The following is an 18,477-nucleotide window of genomic DNA, read 5'->3' as shown; positions in this document are numbered from 1 at the left end:
CTCACACACAAAAAAAGATTCATGCCATTCAAGGCATGAATCTTTTTTCTACTAAATTTTGCTTAACTCATGTTCAACCAAATGTCCATCTTCCAGATGCAACACGCGGTCGCACCATTCAAGCATCCGTTCATCATGAGTGACCATTACAGCAGCCTTGCCTTCACTCTTAACTTCGTCAGCAATCATTCGCACGACTTCTCTGCCCCGTTTGAAATCTAAACTTGCTGTCGGTTCATCTGCAAACAAGATCGCAGGTTTATTCATCCATGCTCTTGCAATGGCTACACGCTGCTTCTCGCCGCCAGATAACTGCTCAGGATAATGGTTCCGACGTTTCCAGATATCCAGACGCTTCATCAAATCTGCTGCCCGTTCTTTAGCTTCTTTAGCACTCATCTTCGCTTGTTTAGCTACAAAGAGAAGTTGCTCCTCAACTTTCAAATAAGGCAGTAGCTGTGCGCTTTGGAACATAAAGCCTATCTTCTCTAAACGAAGCTCAGTCAGCTCGCTTTTACTTTTGTCAGTAAGCGATTCTCCATCTATGAAAATCTCACCACTGGTAGGGGTAAGAAGTGCTCCCGCTGCTGAAAGGAATGTACTCTTCCCTGTTCCCGAAGGCCCAAGGACGGCGACGAATTCCCCTTCATTGACTATAAGATTCAAATTGTTCAGAACAGATACCGTTGTATCGCCGTCTCCATACGTCTTGGTCACTTGCTTCATCAATAGTTTAGTAGTACTCATGCCCCAGCCCTCCCAATTGCTTCTAATGCATCAACTTTTGCCACTTTAGCGACAGAAATGAGTGATCCTAAAAGAGACATCCCAACGAACAAACCGCTGGTTAATAGAATCGTAGAAGGTTCCAGTTGGAACGGCATAGTGTCTGGTAGTACCTGATTCATTCCAAAGGTAAGCAGCAAGCTAATGCTTAGACTTGCAATAGCCAATATCATGACCTGCCCTACAACGCTCCAAGCCAAGTAAGACATTTTTGTACCCATGGCTTTCAGAATTCCAAACTGGCTTGTTTTCTGAATGGTAATGACATAGAAGAATACAGCCAGAACAAACCCGGCGATTACGAACAGGAAGGCAATCATCATAAGCAGTGAACCTTGTTCTGATGAATAACCCGGAATATTAGAAATCGCTTCTTTTTGCGTAATCACTTCCACATTTTTCGTACTAGCAGAGATCTTATCCACTTGCCCTGCGTTTGCATTAAGCGCAATTACATTAAAAGGCGCTCCTGATGTAGCCTCACTACCTTGATTAACACCTTGTCTCATTTCCTGCCAATCTTTATTGTTAATATAGACTACTGGGGTATGGCTGTATGAGCTATTCTCAACATATCCTGTAACTTTAAATTCCTTCCCAGTCGCCTGATCTTGGATCGTACTACCAATCTTAATGCCCGACTGTTCCAAGTCACGATCAACGATGACACTTCCCTGCGTATCATTCGTAATCTTGTCACCTTCAATCACTTTTGGAGCCAGTAAACCGTTCATATCAACTGCGAAAAAAGTTACGTCTGCTTTAGTATCCGTATCGTTCGTAGTCACTGTACTCATCTGTAAAGCAAGTGATGAAGCATTATTATCTCCTACTACTGCTCGAACACTACCCAGCTCCGTATCCGTTAACTGAGAACGTCTAAACGTCTGATCCGCATCCTTCTGCACCACGTAATAGTTTGCCGGCATATTCTCTATTGCTGAGATATTAGCATACGCTAATCCTCTGGCCAGTCCCGTTACGAAAAGTACAAGAAAGGAAACCAATAACATGATTACCATTATCAACAGGTATCTGGCTTTAGAATGTCGCATTTCTCTTAAGGCTAGAAACATATTACCACTCCTTCTAATCTGTATAGTCACAGTTTAGAAGATGAAAATGAACGGAGTATGAATAACCAGTTACAAAAGAGGAAGAGTAACAGTAAAGGTCGTGCCTTTGCCAACTGTACTGGATACTTCTATGGTTCCGTTATGTGTCTCTACAATCTTTTGCGTAATCGCAAGTCCAAGTCCGCTACTATGTGTTTCTCGTGTCCGTGCCCGGTCAACTTTATAAAAACGGTCAAAGATGAGTGGTAATTCCTCAGCAGGAATACCTTCCCCAGTATCCGAAAAGGTTACAACACAATTCCCTTCGTCAAGTTTTGCGGAAATCATAATGGATCCCTCAGCAGGTGTATATTTGATAGCATTAGTAATGAGGTTCATCCACACCTGATACAACAGATTGGAATCGCCATATACGCGAATGTCCGCAAGACTTAAACGAACGGCTAATTGCTTCTCTGTTAATCTCCACTCCATGATTTGTACAACCTGCCGAAGCTGTGCACGCAAATCTATAGGCTTCTTCTGCAAGGAATCCGGATCATAATCGAGGGAAGATAACGTTAGCAGCTGTTTACTAAGCATCGATAGACGATGGCTTTCTTGATCAATAATATTAAGGTACTCTATGCGTTCATCCTCTGGTAATGTAGGATCTTTAAGGGTTTGGGCAAAGCCTTGAATAGAAGTTAATGGCGATTCGATTTCATGCGACACATTCGCAACAAACTCTTGACGCGCACGATTGGTCCGTTCCAGCTCACGGCTCATAATCATAAAGTGTGAGGCTAACTGACCAATCTCATCCCTTCGCCAAGTATTTAGTTTAATATCATATCTACCTTTTGAAATCCGCTTAGTTGCCGTTGTTAAACGTGTAATAGGTCTGACCACATGTAATACGCTGATCATTACGAATCCCAGACTGAACAATACGGTAAACCCGATAATAACAGCAAAAAATACGCGCAGCTCACCGAATTGAACCTCTGCATCCGGACGCATGAATAACGCGAAGGTCTCATTATTGACTTCGATTGGCACACCTATCGTATTGCTTAATTGGTTATCAAAAAACCCTGTAATAAATGCACTATCAGGAAACTCTTCTACACCATGATACACTTGTCCATTCAGTACTTTTTCTAACTGTTGCTTATCTAGATCCTCTTTCCGAAAAGGCTTGCCGTAGAATCGGGATTGACCTTCTGCATCGGTTAGATAGATTTTATAACCCAGCTTGGCTACACTTTGCAGATAATCCTCCATAGAATCCGGGTGAGTCTCCGCAAACTGCTGGATTTCAATAGCCATCCCCGTAAGCTTGGCATCGTTCTGAGATTTAATCTGAGCTTGATAATAAATATTAGATACCAAGAAACCAAGAAGACTGCTCACAACAATGGCCGAACAAAAAAGAATGCACATCCTCACATACAAGGACTTCACGAATTCACCATCTCCAATTTATATCCGATTCCCCTTACCGTCCGAATCACAAAATCATCCTGATAATCCAGAAACCGCTGACGTAATCGCTTGATGTGCACATCCACCGTACGTTCATCACCTTCATAATCCATTCCCCATACTAATTCAATCAACTCACTGCGTGAATATAGTCTGCCTGGATATTGTGCCAGTTGCGCTAGTAGTTCAAATTCCTTTACCGGCAGCAGGAGAACTTCATCGCCATCCGTGATCTCATAATTTTTACGATCGATCACAAGTGAATTCAAGCGAATCCGATCATCCGAAGCGATGGAATACCGCCGAAATAAAGCTTTAATCCGAAACAACAATTCTTCAGGCTCGAATGGCTTCGTTACATAATCATCTGTTCCCCGTAAATAGCCTTGCTCTTTATCACTAAGCTGCTGCCTAGCTGTCAGCAAAATGATCGGTATATCATACGTTTCTCTTATATGCTGGCATAGCTCTAATCCATCCACATGCGGCATCATTACATCCACTATGGCTAAATCGGCAATACTTTCTTGCAGTTTATGTATCGCATCCCGACCATCGACGGCCTCCATGACTTGATAACCTTCTCTGGTCAATACATGCTTCAATAAAGTCCGAATATTGCTATCGTCATCTGCTATTAAAATCTTCTTCATCATTTACACTCCCTGAATTACGGATGAACCCATAGTATCAACTTTAAAGGGTTAGAACAACTAAAGAAAAAAAGTGAACATACCGGGCATTCGCTCATATACTACTCCTAATTATAATGTGCAAATCAGGAGGTTAATAAAAAAATGTATTGGACACCCTTATCTCAGAATAGATCTGATTTCAAACCTATCTGGGCAACCTCTCTTCCTCAAGCATTAAATTTAATCAAAGAAGCTGTGCAAGGTGAACGAAATGATGAGCTTTTCTATGATGAACTTATCAAACTGGCCCCAAATTCCGAGCAAGCCTCCATCATCACCTCAATACGAGATGACGAACGGGGTCACAACTCCATGTTCCGCGGGATGTTCAAAGAAATTACTGGTCAAGATATCACTGGAATTAGTAGTGAACAATATCAACGGATCAGTTCCTATGAAGAAGGATTAGAGAAAGCACTCCAAGGTGAACTGGCTGCTGTAGAAAAGTACCGCGAAATATGGTTTGGTCTGCCTGTTGGAGTTTATCGCGATACTGTATATGGGATTATTTTAGATGAATTAAAACATGCCAGTAAATATAATTATTTACTCACTTTAGATCGAACCACTATATAATTGAATTATTCAATATCGCTATTCATTCTGAAGGAAAGTGACTATGCTCTCCTTCAATGTGGTAACAGGCCGTCCCATTAGTCTCTCCATATCATTTGAAGTAGAAGCTGTATCTAACTTCGCAAGAAATGAATAAATCCAGTGCTGAATGTTTGAATCCTGCCGATGAACAATCCTTGTTCCCGATAGCTCTGATAATATCTCCGCAAGTTCGTCGAAATCCCAAGAGCGTGGTGCAGCTAATTCATAAATCTGATTATGATGCCCTGTAGTGGTAAGCACGACTGCTGTTGCTAAAGCGAGATCCTTTCGTGTCACCGAATTAAATAACCAGTTCCCTGGATAGGTGATTAGCTCACCGTTTTGGATCGCCTCTTTCAGACCTAGTACATTTATAAAATCCATATACAAAGCGTTGCGGAGAAATGTATAGTCAATCCCTGATTTAAGAATCATCTGCTCTGTAAGTAGGTGAACATGATTCGCTGGAATTTGTCCTTTTGGTGGAAATGCAAAGCCTGTATACAGCAAATGCTTTACCCCGGCCTTTAATGCAACATTAACGACCTCAGAATGTTGAATCAATCTGACGTTATCATCGGGATGTGAACTAGAGATGAACAACAAATTTGCAACTCCTGAAAAAGCTTCCACCAGGGAATCAGGCTGGTCATAATCGCCAAAGCGAATCTCAACCCCTTTTTCCAAAAGTTCCTTTGCTTTCTCTGGATCACGAACACATGCGATAATCTGACTGGACGAAACAAACTGTAGAAGATTCTCCATAATCAAACTCCCTAATTGCCCCGTAGCCCCAGTAACCATAATTGACATTACACTCCACCCTTCCCTTTCCTTGAATTCGAGACCGCAACATTATAGCTAGCTATTATTAAGCTTATCTAATAAAACGATGAGTTGTCGAAGCTCTTGTTCATCCAGTCCCTGCATACGTTCAGCGATCACTTCACGATTTCCGGGAAGATGTTCTAGGAGTAATCGCTGACCTTCACCCGTGATCGAAATAACGCTTTTTCGACCATCCTGTGTATGATTCGAACGGGTGATCCAACCATCTTTCTCTAGGGGGGTCAGCAAAAGACTAATATTAGCTTTTGTGACACCAATATTGTGAGCCAATGTAGAAGGCAGAATTGTTCCACCCTGTTTAGATATTTCTACCAAGATACGAATTCTTGCGCCATTTAATCCTTTAGACTGCCAATATTTATCAGAGACAGAAACCAAGCTTGCAGTAGTATGAACTAAAGTAAAAAAAACCTGAGTATGCAGCGGCTGCTTCAAAACGAACGGTTGCAAATGTTCATTCATAGATTTTCCAACTCCAATTTAGTTAAGTGCTTAACTATCACAAACAAACAATACTACACGCTCATCTAATTGTCAAAAAAAGAAGCTGCCTCATCTCGCAGAATAATTCCACGGGTTAAGACAGCTTCTTATCATTTAATTTCTCAGTTAGATTAATACCGTCTTTGTAGACACGGCTTCTTCACTATATTGTTTAGTCCCTTCTAAGACTACTTCAAGTTTAATGATCTCCGAACGGCTGGCTAATCGGATTGGAGGTCCCCATGTCCCATAACCAGAGGAAACAACCACATGCAAGTTATCTTTACGAAGATAACCCCAGTCCAGTTCGAATAACCGTTTAGTGATCCAGTGATTAGGCGCAATCTGTCCACGATGCGTATGACCGGAGAGCAAAATATCTACCCCTTCTTGGGCAGCGACATCAAAACCGGTAGGCTGATGATCCATCATGATTACAGGACGTGTAAGATCGAGACCATTCAATAAAGAGCTTACACTCATTCTGCCACCGGCTTCCATTGTTTCGGCAGTTTTATCTTTTCGACCCACAATATACGTTCCAGCTACTTCTTCAACCTCATCCTGTAAGACTTTAATGCCTATGCTACTCATTAAATCGGTATATTCTTTAATCGAACCACCGTAATATTCGTGATTGCCCAGCACTGCGTAGACACCATGACGTGCTTTTAATTGCTTGAGCTGTTCACTCATACCGTTGCGAATAAAAGGCTCTATACTATCGTCAAGTACATCCCCAGCCAGCAAAATCACATCAGGCTTCATAGCGTTCATTTGTGCAACCATTTTTTTGAGATGGCGATTACCGACGATATTTCCTAAATGCAGATCGGATGCAACCGCGATGGTTAATGGTGTACTGGTTCCTATGGATTTATCGATGGGAATGGGATGCGTACGGATTACTGTACTCCAAGCATTAATCGAACCCCAGACTAGAAAAACTATGAGTAATATCAGTAGCGTAACTCCCGCTTCTGAGATGTAGTGCGTTCGATCAACACCCATCCAGCCCAGCAGTACATACAACAGATCAGCTAACGGCAACATGATAATAGCAAATTCCATACAGGCTAGATAATACGATCCAATCACTTTAAAGAATCTAGCTAACGGCTTCACAAGTGTAGGCCACGGTATCATTCCAACGACATACGCAAAGGCCACAAGCAGGAATACTGTCCAGAACAAAGCTAAGGAAGCACCTGAAAACCATTCATGAACCAGCAACCATCCATGATACCCAATGTAAAAATTAACAAGGCCCAGAATAAGCAGCATAGCAAACCCTGAAACTAACATTCGTAATGTTTTCATCATTCCACTCCCTTTACTATACTAACTCTATATGTCTTATCTCAAATCATAACACAAACCGTTAACCCAGTATAAATTCCGGTGCTGTCTTCGGAAAACGGAGCAAATAACATACCACAATTTCTTATCACATTCCCTGTCAAAAAAAAAGAAAATGCCCGTCGGCATTTTCTTTGGGGGTTTAAGTTATACCGCTCTATCCCGTGTGGCCATACACTCACCAATTAGCTTATCGCATTTATTAATGTGATTCAGAAGCCAATCGGTCAACGTACGGTTAAGCTTAATTGTCGAGAGAACGGAAACTCCCTTAGTTTTAATGGTTTCTTCCAATTCAAGAACGGCTTTTACAAAATCAGCATGCGTCTGACGATGTTCCGCCAATTCAGGAAAATCGATCTCTTCCATCAATTGTTCTTCATTGCTAAAATGCTCAATGGTATATTCCTTCAAGAATTTCAGCGTTTCTTCGATCTTTTCTTTCCCCTGCTGCTTACTGCAAGCATCAAAAAATTCGTTCAATTTCGCTAGCAACTGTCTGTGCTGACAGTCTATTTTCTCTACACCGATATCATATGAATCCTTCCACTCAATCACGAAATCACCATTCCATTTCCTGAAATTTACATATCGATAAATACAACTAATTTTCCACCTTTCTGCACAAAAGATCTATTAACAACATCACAGAGGAAATCCCATATTCATCCAAGGAAAGTCACACTTCTGAGTCTACTTCTACTTCATTACCGGTTCTATGTGGACAAGCACATTCGAAACTTGGTGTCGGTCCTTCAATTGTTCTTCAATTTCTTCCGTAATATCATGGCTCTGCACCACACTAAGCTCAGAGTCTACTAATACAGTTGTATCCACTAGCACGTTATTCCCATGGATGCGGGCTTTGATATCTTTAATAGATTGAACGCCGTCCACTTCAGCAACGGTTTCTTTCATCAGTTCAAGCTCTTCCGCATCAAAACCGTCCGTTAAGTCATGTGTTGCTTTACTAAAGATATCCCATGCCGTCTTGCAGATGATCAGGCCGACAATAATCGCTGTAAGTGGATCAAGCCATGGTATCCCAAATCCAGAAGCCACAATTCCGACAAATGCGCCAATACTAACTAAAGCATCCGATCGATTATCTAGTGCAACGGCTCGCATAGCGTTACTATTAATGGAGCGGGCCAGTCTAATGTTATACATATACACGCCCATCATGATTACAGCACAAAAGACTGCCGTCCACGCTGCCATAAGATCTGGACTTTCCAGTTCCGGTTGGATAAATTTATTCACACCCTGGTACAACACTTGAAGTCCTACCACAATCATAATGAACGAAGCAATTAAGGATGCCACGGTCTCCGCTCTGAAATGCCCGTAGCTGTGATTGGAATCCGGCGGTCTTCTGGAGATCTTGAGGCCGATTAGTACGGCGATAGAAGCGATAATATCCGTGCTGTTGTTCAGACCGTCCGCAAGCAGCGCTTGAGATCCCGAGACCGTACCAATGAACAATTTGATGGCGGATAAGAAGATATAAGCAACTATGCTTAGCCAAGCTCCTTTTTCACCTTGTTTGATGTCGTTGTAATTTTCCAAAAAAAAGAACCCCCAAAGAATAGTATTGTTCTATACTACACTCCAAGATTCGGGTGGGTCTAGAGAAACAGTGTTGCTAAGAGGCGTAATAGTTCCCTCCGTCAAATAGAGTTGCTAGGTCATAACTGTTTTGCGGAGTGTAACATAGTTTGCCTTTGATCAACTTTACTTCCAAATTATAAGAAAGTATAAGTTGCCGAAGTCGATTAAGCTTGTTCTATTGGTATAGTAACTTTTTGCCATTTGAAATGTCTAATTATAGTAAACACTAATTTTGAGGGGCGTGGAACGATGATTCAGTCTTTGCACAAGACCATGATTAAAGTTTTAGCTGTTGCTAGTATTGCATCGCCATTAGCTTACAATGGAACATTATCCGTCATTTCTGCGGAACAAGCAGTCATTAGTACAAGCAATCCCTTTTACAATGAGATCAAAGCGCCTATTCTTGCACCGGTATGGTCAGCACCGTTAGCCATCCTAAAAGAAGGTAGAGTCACTGAGCAGAATGTTACAGCACTAGCGGAGAATGGGAAGGTCTTTGCTTTGCAGCGGAATGAAAAATTAGTCGCATTGAATGCTGCAACAGGTAAAAAAATGTGGGAATTCGGAAATGCATTAGCCCCGTTATTCACTTACAGTAATGGATTTATCTACGGACTGACCCAAAGTGGCTCCTTATATGCCGTTAATGAGGCAGGCAAAAAAGCATGGTCAGCAGCTGTAGCATTACCTAAAGCAACTAGTATACAACGTTTAGGCACCACTATTTATGTTACACAGGAGAGTCAACTTGCAGCCGTTGATGCCGTCAACGGAAAGATCAAATGGAAGGCTGCGGTGGAGAGTAATAACTTTACAGGCTTATCGAATCTTATGGAAACCGACGGGGTTATTATTCGAAGTTATCTCTCTCAAGGTGCCTTAACAACTGCCGGACTTGCCGCTTATGACAGTCTCACAGGCAAAAAGCTATGGGACCATACCCGTCAATGGTGGCCACTGGCAGTAAAGGATGGGCTTCTCTACTCTATTACCAATACGTTAATGATGGATGATGATGCTGTAAATCGTAATGTCAAAGTATCCGTGTTCAACATAAAGACTGGTGAATTAAAGGGAGAACGTTTATATAAATGGACAGATACCGAGAATAAAGATGGGGTATTTAGTTATGGTGGCGTAAATGGGACTGCATTCTTGGATGGAAACGACTTCTATATCTTTCAGGGCAGTAAGTTTGTGAAATATGATTTCTGGAATTATTCAGCCGACGGCAAACCGGTTCAATCCTGGGCCTCGATGATCAGAGAAAAGGACATACCGTTGAACCAAGTCTATCAGCAAAGAATGTTATTTCAAAATTATGATAAAGGTACGATATCCGCACTTAAACTAGGAACAGGACAACTCGTCGATCTTAATATTGGTGAGAATCCCGTAGTTCAGACGGATCTTTTCGGAAATGTGGTTTATAGCGGACAATCCGATGGCCTATTTCACGCTTATGACATTTTGACTTTGAAGCCTATTTTCACTGTGAATACCGGCTCTCGAAACTTTGCTCCTTCGCTTAAAACCGGAAGCATGCTGATGATCCGAACAGATAATAAACTGCTTGCCATTAAACTGCCTACATCCATAAAATAAAAAAAAGCCTGATTTCTCAGGCTTCTGGCTTCACAACTCAACTTATTCAGCAGGAGCTGTAAAAGTACGTGCTGCAAATTCAGCATCCAGCATATAGAAGGCGTTGCTATCTTTATCTATTCGTTTCAGTTTGCTAATGATGTTGCTAAAGAGTGCTTCCTCTTCTACTTGCTCATCAATAAACCATTTCAAGAAATAGATCGTTGCATGTTCACGCTCATCCAGTGCTAAGTCAGCCAAATGATAGAACCGTTTCGTGTTTTGTTGTTCATGTGCAAAAGCATGTTCAAAAGCATCAAGCATCGAGGAGTATTCGTTCTTCGGCTCTGGGAGTGCTTCAAGTGTCGCCCGATTATCGCGATCATTAAGGAACTTATAGATTTTCATGGCATGGAATCGTTCTTCTTCCGCTTGAATCAAGAAAAAGTTTGCAAAACCATCCAGACTTTCACCGGAACAATAAGCAGCCATAGCTAGATAAACATGAGCGGAATAAAACTCGAAATTCATCTGTTCATTTAGTGCGTTTACTAATCCATCTTTCATCTGACCGTCACCTCATAATTCAAATTTAATATGTAAAGATTTAAGTTCATCTTATCACCGTGTATCTAAGTCAGCAAGGATTCATCCTTCTGACATCTAAATAAGCTACGAAGGGACGACTTTTCTGATGACCAGTTTCACACGTAAACTCTTAAGACCTAAAATCTCCGGTAACCTTCTAATGGCTTCAGCTATGTTATCTATGCTTCTAATAACAAGTTGTTCCAATAGCAGTAACACTTCCCAACCTATCGCTACAAATTCGACGACTGCTGATTCCACACCATCACCTGTTATCAGTGCCACATCTGTTCCCACCTCAGAAAGTGATCCGATTGCTCTTCAGGTTTCCAATATGAGCCTTGAAGAGAAAATCGGACAAATGCTCCTTGTTGGTATTGATGGAACCGTTCTAGATGATCAAGCAAAAAAGATGATTTCCGAAGACAAAGTCGGTGGAATCATTCTTTATAAGAACAATATTCAAGACTTAAAAAGTATGGTTAGCCTTGTAAATTCGATGAAAGAGAGTAACAGCGGTAACCCTACTCCATTATTCATGAGTGTCGATCAGGAGGGTGGAAAAGTCAACAGAATGCCGAAAGAGTATGCTTCCATCCCCTCTAATGCAAAGGTTGGTTCTTCTAATGATGCTAACGCTGCCGAAATGATGGGCAAGCTTCTCGCAAGAGAAGTGAATTCAGCCGGATTTAATATGAACTTCGCTCCCGTCCTTGATATCAATAGCAATCCAGATAATCCTGTGATTGGAGATCGCTCCTTCGGCAACTCCGCCGAACTAGTCAGTACACTAGGGATCGCCGAAATGAAGGGTATTGCGAGTGAAGGTGTTGTGCCGGTTGTTAAACATTTTCCTGGCCATGGCGACACTTCTGTCGACTCTCACCTTGATCTGCCGATTGTGAATAAGACTGCCGAAGAGCTGGCTAAATTAGAATGGCTCCCATTTCAAGCAGCGATTAAAGAGGGAACGGACGCCGTAATGGTCGCTCATATATTATTTCCGAATCTTGATCCTGATAAGCCTGCATCTTTATCAAGTAAAATCATTGGTGAGCTACTACGTGGAGAAATGAACTATCAAGGTTTAGTAATCACAGATGATCTTACTATGGGTGCTATCATGAAGAATTATGACCTTGCCGCAGCGGCGGTAGATACAATTAATGCAGGCAGTGACATTCTACTTATCGCTCACGGCTATGATAATGAGAAACGAGTACTGGAAACCCTTCTGGACAATGTAAAAAAAGGTAAGATACAGGAAACACGGATTGATGAGAGCGTCTATCGGATTTTAGCATTGAAAGCTAAATATAATCTATCCGATGAGCCAGTTCCGGTTCCTGACCTTACCGATCTAAACAAAGATATTAAATCTTGGAAGCTAACGATTGAGAAATAGGCTTAGGTCGAATTTAATCCTTACTGAAGGACTACAACATCGCCTACGTTCAACCCGGAGATGGCCTCAGTTTTGTCCGCCGTCTCCATGCCCACTTCGATATCTCTTCGTTCATACTCCCCATTGCCTTTATCCAGCATCACGTACGAAAGATCTCCTTCGTGCATTACAGCGATGCTGGATACTACGATGGCATTTTCTTTGCGGACTGTCTCAATTTCTCCACTTAAGCTTAGTCCACCAATCAAGTGCTCGTCAGGCTGTAATGAGATTACCACTTCAAATTGTGGAACTGATGTAGCAGAAGTGTTTTGACCCGATGCAGTCTTAGCAAATTTAGATACCTTAGTAACTTCTCCAGATAGCTTCAAATCTTTTAAAGCTGTCATTTTAACATCCACTTTCATTCCCGTCTTAATACGGAATACATCCTGTTCCCCAACAAGAGCTATGAATTCAAGCTTGTTCATATCAACAATTTTGCCGATGTATTGATTGTCTGTCACCGTTTGTGGAATTTCGCTGGCGCTATCGAATAGAAAAACACCAGATGCCGGAGCATGGTAGAGGGCTGTTGAGAGCTTTGCCTTCTTTTCTTTTAATTCACGAGCTTGTATTTCAGCATTTACTTGGTTAAGCTCATCCCCTAGCCGTGCCGTTTCTTGGGCTGCAAGAGCTTTTATACGTTCGGCTTCTGTTGCACCAAGAGCTGCATTCTCCTGGTCCTGCTGACTAACAAATTCATTTAATTCCGCTTCCAGCTGGGCCTTTCGGATGGTCGCCTCCTGTGTAGCAATCTCATTCTTTAAGGGTTCCTGATCAAGGGTAAACAGTAAATCCCCCTTTTTTACTTGCCCACCGTTCTCAACCTTCCACTTTGTTACCTTTGAAGCATAAGGTGCATATACAAGCGTTTCCTGCTCATAGTGTGAGTTCCCTTTAACCTGAACGGAATTCGTCATTGTTTCCTTTGTCACTTCAAAGGTTATCGCTTGCGGCGGTTCAACAGGCTCTAGCTGTGCCTCAGGTTTATACATCTTGTTGTATACAAAATAACCTGCTGCAATAATGATCAATACCAATACAATCCACTTGATTCTCCTCTTCATCACTTCTGCTTCCTTTCAACTTGAAAATAGCTAATCCCGTTTTATCGCCGTGAGCGCATTCGTTCTGGACGCGCTGATCGCGGGATAAATCCCTGATAGTACTCCTGTCATCACTGCAAATGCAATTCCTACTGGAAGTGTCATTAGAGGTATAGTGATAACCAAGGGTTCACCCATCCCCATTCCTCCAGCAGTACCAATGAGCTTATTTATGCCGAATACAATTAAGTATGAAAAGACAATGCCGAGCATACCGCCGAGCATACCAAGCAATGCCGCCTCTGTAATGAACATATTTCGGATCTGCCCCATATTAGCGCCTAGCACTTTCATAATACCAATCTGGCGTCGTCGCTGATGGGTAGACATGGTCATTGCAACGATAATCGAGATCGAGGCAATAATAAGGATAAACACACCGATACCAAGCGCTGCTTTCTTGAGCATACTGAAGGTGGAAGCCATCGCCTCTTTTTGATACAGATTCGTGCTAGTGTTTAGTGTGAGCTTCTGTACAAGCTTCTCCACTTGCACGATGTTGTCGGTACTGTCAACTTTTACAATGGCTGAGTTGTAGACACCCTTCTGCCCAGCGGTTCCGTTCATTAGTTTCAATTGTTCAACCAGACGCTCACCCGTTTCTAGCGATACGTAAATCTTCTTGTCGTACATCGCCATATCAGGGTTCCCCCCACTATCCAATATCCCAACAATTTGAATGGGTGAACTGACTAGGGACTGTCCAGTCTGCGAAGCAGGGTCATACGATTGTAATTGAACCTGTTGTTTGTACATTTCCGATGGAAGCATGCTTAAACTATTGTACTGTTCCATTATTTTATTATTGTACGGATCTGAATTTAGCTGTTCAAAAAGACGCTGCCGTGTCTCGACATCTATCAATCCTACAGTTGCTCCATAGTTAAGCACTGCCATTCCGATCAAATCAGAAGGACCGCCTTGCTTAAACGTCTTGTCGTATTTCGTTAGCAACCGAAGATCCGTTCCGATAAGCTGTACATCCGTAATTTTATTATCGATAGTAGTCATTTGTATGTAGCCAAGCTCTTGAAAAGGTGCAGCTGCTGTAACATGCTTCAGGCTTTGAACAATTTCAAGCTTCTGAGCTGTTAACCTGCCGGGATCGAGCTTAGCATCAGAAGCAGAAGCTCCACTTCCTTCGCCGCCCCCTTGTGAAGGGATACCGCTGTTCGGAGTCACTGTAATTTCATCCATTTTGAAATTCCGATTAATTTCCCGCTCCGTATAGCTTTGTGCGGAATCTCCTATACTTAAAGCAACAATAATAGCAGCACAGCCAATCGATATACCAGCCATACAAAGACCTGTGACAACTTTCCGTCGTTTGACCTGCTCCCAAGCCAAACGTGAAATATCACTAATCCTCAATTAATTTACCCCCTTCGAGTTCTGTCTCCGAAGAAGTTTGTTTCTCAGTAATCATATATCCATCCTGAAGCGTGAAAATCCGTTGCATTTGTTCCGCAACTTTGAGCTCGTGTGTTACGACTATGAAGGTCGTCTTCATCTTCTTATTCAGGTTAAGCAGGATATTAATAATTTCCTCTTCTGTCTTCGAGTCCAGGTTTCCAGTCGGTTCATCTGCGAAAATAACAGAAGGCTCCGTAATCAAGGAACGAGCAATACTGACCCGCTGCTGCTGTCCACCAGACAACTGAGAAGGGAACAGGTCGGCTTTATCCGGTATGCCGACCCCTTCCAGCAAAGCTAGAGCTTTTTGCTTACGTATTGATGGAGAGACGGATTGAAAGACTAACGGCAATTCCACATTTTCACGGACAGTCAAGCTAGTAATCAGTTCATAAGCTTGAAAGATAAACCCGATATGCTTTCTTCGAAATTCGGATAGCTTATTCTCGCTCATTTTCACGATATCTTGGTCAGCAATGTATATGTGACCTTCCGTAGGCTTCATCAGACCTGCCATCAGGTTTAGCATGGTTGACTTACCGGAACCCGAGCTCCCCAGCAGAGCAACCATTTCCCCCTTTTTCACAGAAAAGTCTATTTGATGAAGGACTGCCGTCGTTTCATTACCATTCTTAAAAGAATGCGTTACATTTTCCACTCGCAACATTGGAGCTGCTCCTTCGCGTACATTAATAGATATGAATGCTTACTTTTCTGTTACTAGTCTATCAATCTTTATGCTATATGCCTGATTAGCCAGCTCGATCCGTTCTCCCTGAAACTCATCATACAGCGTGATCCGGTACGAACCACCCTCCAAATTCTTGTACATATTATTCGTAAAGGTTGCAGTATACGAGTTGTTATTCCCTTCAAGTAGTTCGGTACCGATGTTCAAGCTTCGTTCCTGTGATAAGCCATATGGATCTGTCATTTTGAGTACTAGTTTATGGGTGAAGGTTCCCATATCGTAGGTACTGTCACGAAGCAGGTTGTAATTCATAACGATGTCTAAAGTGTTACTTCCTTTCAGTGTTCGCCCTTCCGAACTTAGGACAGACATCGTGTATGGATATAGCGCAACCTTCGTCAAGTTATTCTCCGGTGGTGTGGAAACTGGATTCAGAGTCAAGGAAGCAATATTTATAAATCCTGTGGCTTCTTGACCAGGTTCAGTCAACTTATTCCCGGTTATTCCCGGACCTAGATACATACTCACATCAGAAGGTATAACTGACTTCGGTAATTTTGCCCAGTACGTAATTAATTGCTTACCACCAGGAGTGGCTGAAGAATCCGGTTGATTCGCTGTGGCTTCAAATAGCTGACCATCAGCCGTTTTAAAGTACGCTTGAAGGCGAGCCATTTTGCTTTGTCTTTTTTCTTCGCTGCTCAGCAGTAGCTCTGTATATACGATATTAGAGTTGAGACCTTCATAAATGATCGTTTTGTTCTCTTGTACCTGGGCATTCTTGCCTTTACCGGTGATTGTATAACTTCCCCCACGTTCGATAGTGGATACTGCATTCATCGTGCTGTTTGTGCTTAACGACAAGAACGAGCTCTTTTCTTCTTTGACCGTGGAAAAGAGGTTCACTTTTAATTTATCGAACTCTTGCGTGTATGGAATTTTAGCAAATACATAGATCTCAGCATTTTTTCCTGGCGCAATTGTCGAGGTTTCCTTGTCCATGAAGAGTTCTGTAGAAGCAGACACATCATCATTGTCTACTTGGACAGACCCTTTTAATTCTGGAAGCATCAATGCCACCGACTGGGGATTCTTGATATTTATTCTAGCAACAACGATATCATCAGCTTTCCAAGGAAAACGCTGTAATGACAACAAGTTATAAGTGAAAGAGCCATATTCATTCGATGCGCTATACTCCACGCCTTTTTGAATCTCAGGTCGTAATGTATAAGAAATTGCGTAGTAGGCAACCGGTACTGTCAGCTTGGCAGTATTGCCCGTACTTACATTATTCCCTTCAGATCCTGTTCCCTCCCCCACACTTCCAGTATCTGTACTGGCTGGAGCTGAAACAGCCTCTATCATTTGCAATTGCAGTGAATTCTGTTCAACCTCAAGCGGAACCTGTGCGGTAAGAGGAATGATTTTTTCTTCCAAAGGCTTTATGGTTAATCCGCTCAATCCTTTCGCATTGATCGGAAAGGTTGTCCCTGTTGAAGATTTGACAGCAAGCTCATAAGTAGGCAATGTCACGGCTGTCTTTCCTACATTTTTCACTCGTAGCTGGAAGGTCCAGATTCCCTTATTATTCTCAGCGTATACGTTTGCGTTGTTTAACTGAGTTTCTATCGGATTATTATTAATGGTGATTTTCTTAGTCACACCTTTACCTACCACCAAATTAGGTGTTGTAGCTGCCGGTAGCTTGTACGAGGATTTAGCGATTTCAAGCTTCAGCGCTTCATCCTTTTGTGTAAATTGCAGCTTCATATTATCCGTTTTCATATATGGAGGAATCTCGGCAAGATAATAAATTGTCTTCTTCTCTTGCGGTTGGATCTTGTAACTAATCTGAGATCGATCAAGTGCTAATTCATAAGAACTACCACCTGCAGAGAGCAAATAAGCCGCATAACCTGGATCACTGAGTACCTTGCTACCTTTATTGGTCAGGCTTATTCCAACCTTGGCATAGACCTTTCCATTATATTTATAGAGCTCCAAGGACTCACTTTTGGCGATGACAGGAATATCATTCATTGTAGTGCTAACATTTTTTCCATTTACAGCGGTTGGAGAATAATTAGCTGGCACTGTAAAACTTCCTGCGTGCTTTAAATAACCTTTGGTTTTGGAATCCCACACATACATAGGAATCTTGATCCCTTTTAACGAATTAGCCTTGCCTATGTTGACGTAATATGTAACGCGCAAGCTTTCTTTTGCACCAATCTTCTTCTTAAGCGCGTCAGCACTCAGAGGGTTACCCGGAATGACAGCTCCCCCTGGCGTCGTAACTCTCGAAAAATAGTACATTAGGTTTGCATTTTTACTGCTGCCATTCGAATAATTCAGCGTATAGGTTAAAATATTCCCACCTGTTTGTGACCAAATATTGACATCTTCAAGTGTGGCTTTAATATTTGCTCCTAAAGAAATGGAACCTAGATTACTAGTTGCTGTAACGGCCGCCGCAGCCACAGCTGGATTTGTATTAACAGCATTAGCGGATGCCGCTGAAGCGGTATGTCCAGTCAGTTGACTGATGACAAAGGTACTTAATAGTAAAACAACATATGTACTGCTATGCTTTCTCATTTACTTCCCTCCACGAATATTTTGCTAGAATTATTATAGTGGCAAGCGCAAAACCAATTGTATCCATGTTGTAACACTTTTGGGCTGATTGTAACCTATTTGTTCTATTTGCATGATTTTT

The 18,477-nt window shown here is 42.0% G+C and carries 18 protein-coding genes; 3 read left to right on the top strand and 15 right to left on the bottom strand.

What is annotated here, in order from left to right:
- Nucleotides 1-51 precede the first annotated feature (51 nt).
- The 4 genes from R50345_RS13840 to R50345_RS13825 all read right to left on the bottom strand — a co-directional run bounded on the left by R50345_RS13840 (nt 52) and on the right by R50345_RS13825 (nt 3,982).
- The gene (locus R50345_RS13840; protein WP_042127416.1) at nt 52-747 is read right to left on the bottom strand and encodes an ABC transporter ATP-binding protein; all 696 of its coding nucleotides are present in this window, start codon (nt 745-747) and stop codon (nt 52-54) included.
- Nucleotides 744-1,862 (bottom strand): ABC transporter permease, encoded by a 1,119-nt coding sequence (locus R50345_RS13835; protein WP_042127414.1) that lies wholly within the window; start codon nt 1,860-1,862, stop codon nt 744-746. Before R50345_RS13835 ends, R50345_RS13840 begins: the two co-directional genes overlap by 4 nt.
- 69 nt (nt 1,863-1,931) lie before the next feature.
- On the bottom strand, nt 1,932-3,308 hold the full coding sequence (locus R50345_RS13830; RefSeq protein WP_042127412.1) for a sensor histidine kinase: 1,377 nt from the start codon (nt 3,306-3,308) through the stop codon (nt 1,932-1,934).
- Nucleotides 3,305-3,982, bottom strand: a complete 678-nt coding sequence (locus R50345_RS13825; RefSeq protein ID WP_042127411.1) for a response regulator transcription factor — start codon at nt 3,980-3,982, stop codon at nt 3,305-3,307. The genes R50345_RS13830 and R50345_RS13825 overlap by 4 nt, the downstream gene beginning before the upstream one ends.
- A 144-nt stretch (nt 3,983-4,126) precedes the next feature.
- On the opposite strand from R50345_RS13825, the gene R50345_RS13820 reads away from it, so the two are divergent.
- Nucleotides 4,127-4,600: a ferritin family protein gene (locus R50345_RS13820; RefSeq protein ID WP_042127409.1), complete on the top strand. Its 474-nt coding sequence runs from the start codon at nt 4,127-4,129 to the stop codon at nt 4,598-4,600.
- 18 nt (nt 4,601-4,618) lie between these two features.
- Here the strand turns inward: R50345_RS13820 and R50345_RS13815 are convergent, their stop codons facing one another.
- From R50345_RS13815 to R50345_RS13795, 5 genes are all read right to left on the bottom strand, one after another.
- Nucleotides 4,619-5,434, bottom strand: coding sequence for an SDR family oxidoreductase (locus R50345_RS13815; RefSeq protein WP_042127407.1), 816 nt, complete (start codon nt 5,432-5,434; stop codon nt 4,619-4,621).
- Between the two features lie 48 nt (nt 5,435-5,482).
- Nucleotides 5,483-5,932, bottom strand: a complete 450-nt coding sequence (locus tag R50345_RS13810; RefSeq protein ID WP_042127406.1) for a MarR family winged helix-turn-helix transcriptional regulator — start codon at nt 5,930-5,932, stop codon at nt 5,483-5,485.
- 147 nt (nt 5,933-6,079) lie between these two features.
- The gene (locus R50345_RS13805) at nt 6,080-7,273 is read right to left on the bottom strand and encodes a metallophosphoesterase (protein WP_042127405.1); all 1,194 of its coding nucleotides are present in this window, start codon (nt 7,271-7,273) and stop codon (nt 6,080-6,082) included.
- A gap of 186 nt (nt 7,274-7,459) precedes the next feature.
- The gene (locus R50345_RS13800; protein ID WP_081389791.1) at nt 7,460-7,870 is read right to left on the bottom strand and encodes a bacteriohemerythrin; all 411 of its coding nucleotides are present in this window, start codon (nt 7,868-7,870) and stop codon (nt 7,460-7,462) included.
- Between the two features lie 141 nt (nt 7,871-8,011).
- Entirely contained in the window at nt 8,012-8,881 is an 870-nt protein-coding gene (locus R50345_RS13795) for a cation diffusion facilitator family transporter (protein ID WP_042127403.1), read from the bottom strand.
- A 315-nt stretch (nt 8,882-9,196) separates the two neighbouring features.
- Here R50345_RS13795 and R50345_RS13790 point away from each other — a divergent pair, with 315 nt between their 5' ends.
- The gene (locus R50345_RS13790; protein ID WP_231574196.1) at nt 9,197-10,531 is read left to right on the top strand and encodes an outer membrane protein assembly factor BamB family protein; all 1,335 of its coding nucleotides are present in this window, start codon (nt 9,197-9,199) and stop codon (nt 10,529-10,531) included.
- A 42-nt stretch (nt 10,532-10,573) separates the two neighbouring features.
- On the opposite strand, the gene R50345_RS13785 is transcribed toward R50345_RS13790, so the two are convergent.
- Both R50345_RS13785 and R50345_RS31945 read right to left on the bottom strand, forming a co-directional pair.
- Nucleotides 10,574-11,077 (bottom strand): ferritin, encoded by a 504-nt coding sequence (locus R50345_RS13785; protein ID WP_042127399.1) that lies wholly within the window; start codon nt 11,075-11,077, stop codon nt 10,574-10,576.
- 105 nt (nt 11,078-11,182) lie between these two features.
- Nucleotides 11,183-11,383, bottom strand: a complete 201-nt coding sequence (locus R50345_RS31945; protein WP_231574194.1) for a hypothetical protein — start codon at nt 11,381-11,383, stop codon at nt 11,183-11,185.
- A 49-nt stretch (nt 11,384-11,432) separates the two neighbouring features.
- Between R50345_RS31945 and nagZ the strand changes: the two genes are divergently transcribed.
- A complete protein-coding gene (nagZ, locus tag R50345_RS13780; RefSeq protein ID WP_231574192.1) occupies nt 11,433-12,503 on the top strand; it encodes a beta-N-acetylhexosaminidase in 1,071 nt (356 codons plus the stop codon).
- Between the two features lie 20 nt (nt 12,504-12,523).
- Here nagZ and R50345_RS13775 read toward each other — a convergent pair whose 3' ends face one another.
- Genes R50345_RS13775 through R50345_RS13760 form a run of 4 tightly spaced genes read right to left on the bottom strand, consistent with a single transcriptional unit; the run spans nt 12,524 to nt 18,356 of the window.
- Nucleotides 12,524-13,612: an efflux RND transporter periplasmic adaptor subunit gene (locus R50345_RS13775; protein ID WP_042127397.1), complete on the bottom strand. Its 1,089-nt coding sequence runs from the start codon at nt 13,610-13,612 to the stop codon at nt 12,524-12,526.
- A gap of 30 nt (nt 13,613-13,642) precedes the next feature.
- Nucleotides 13,643-15,022 carry an ABC transporter permease gene (locus tag R50345_RS13770; protein WP_042127393.1) on the bottom strand — a complete coding sequence of 460 codons (1,380 nt, stop codon included), beginning with the start codon at nt 15,020-15,022 and terminating at the stop codon, nt 13,643-13,645.
- A complete protein-coding gene (locus R50345_RS13765; protein ID WP_042127391.1) occupies nt 15,012-15,731 on the bottom strand; it encodes an ABC transporter ATP-binding protein in 720 nt (239 codons plus the stop codon). Before R50345_RS13765 ends, R50345_RS13770 begins: the two co-directional genes overlap by 11 nt.
- A 39-nt stretch (nt 15,732-15,770) precedes the next feature.
- Nucleotides 15,771-18,356 carry a hypothetical protein gene (locus R50345_RS13760; protein ID WP_052414594.1) on the bottom strand — a complete coding sequence of 862 codons (2,586 nt, stop codon included), beginning with the start codon at nt 18,354-18,356 and terminating at the stop codon, nt 15,771-15,773.
- Nucleotides 18,357-18,477 lie beyond the last annotated feature (121 nt).

Source organism: Paenibacillus sp. FSL R5-0345, assembly GCF_000758585.1.
Taxonomy (GTDB): Bacteria; Bacillota; Bacilli; order Paenibacillales; family Paenibacillaceae; genus Paenibacillus_AQ.
This window is presented reverse-complemented; position numbering and strand designations above follow the sequence as displayed.

Coding starts and splice junctions, on each gene's coding strand:
- R50345_RS13840 (WP_042127416.1), bottom strand. CDS start 747: ATGAGTACTACTAAACTATTGATGAAGCAAGTGACCAAGACGTATGGA.
- R50345_RS13835 (WP_042127414.1), bottom strand. CDS start 1,862: ATGTTTCTAGCCTTAAGAGAAATGCGACATTCTAAAGCCAGATACCTG.
- R50345_RS13825 (WP_042127411.1), bottom strand. CDS start 3,982: ATGAAGAAGATTTTAATAGCAGATGACGATAGCAATATTCGGACTTTA.
- R50345_RS13820 (WP_042127409.1), top strand. CDS start 4,127: ATGTATTGGACACCCTTATCTCAGAATAGATCTGATTTCAAACCTATC.
- R50345_RS13815 (WP_042127407.1), bottom strand. CDS start 5,434: ATGTCAATTATGGTTACTGGGGCTACGGGGCAATTAGGGAGTTTGATT.
- R50345_RS13810 (WP_042127406.1), bottom strand. CDS start 5,932: ATGAATGAACATTTGCAACCGTTCGTTTTGAAGCAGCCGCTGCATACT.
- R50345_RS13805 (WP_042127405.1), bottom strand. CDS start 7,273: ATGAAAACATTACGAATGTTAGTTTCAGGGTTTGCTATGCTGCTTATT.
- R50345_RS13790 (WP_231574196.1), top strand. CDS start 9,197: ATGATTAAAGTTTTAGCTGTTGCTAGTATTGCATCGCCATTAGCTTAC.
- R50345_RS13785 (WP_042127399.1), bottom strand. CDS start 11,077: ATGAAAGATGGATTAGTAAACGCACTAAATGAACAGATGAATTTCGAG.
- nagZ (WP_231574192.1), top strand. CDS start 11,433: ATGAGCCTTGAAGAGAAAATCGGACAAATGCTCCTTGTTGGTATTGAT.
- R50345_RS13775 (WP_042127397.1), bottom strand. CDS start 13,612: ATGAAGAGGAGAATCAAGTGGATTGTATTGGTATTGATCATTATTGCA.
- R50345_RS13765 (WP_042127391.1), bottom strand. CDS start 15,731: ATGTTGCGAGTGGAAAATGTAACGCATTCTTTTAAGAATGGTAATGAA.
- R50345_RS13760 (WP_052414594.1), bottom strand. CDS start 18,356: ATGAGAAAGCATAGCAGTACATATGTTGTTTTACTATTAAGTACCTTT.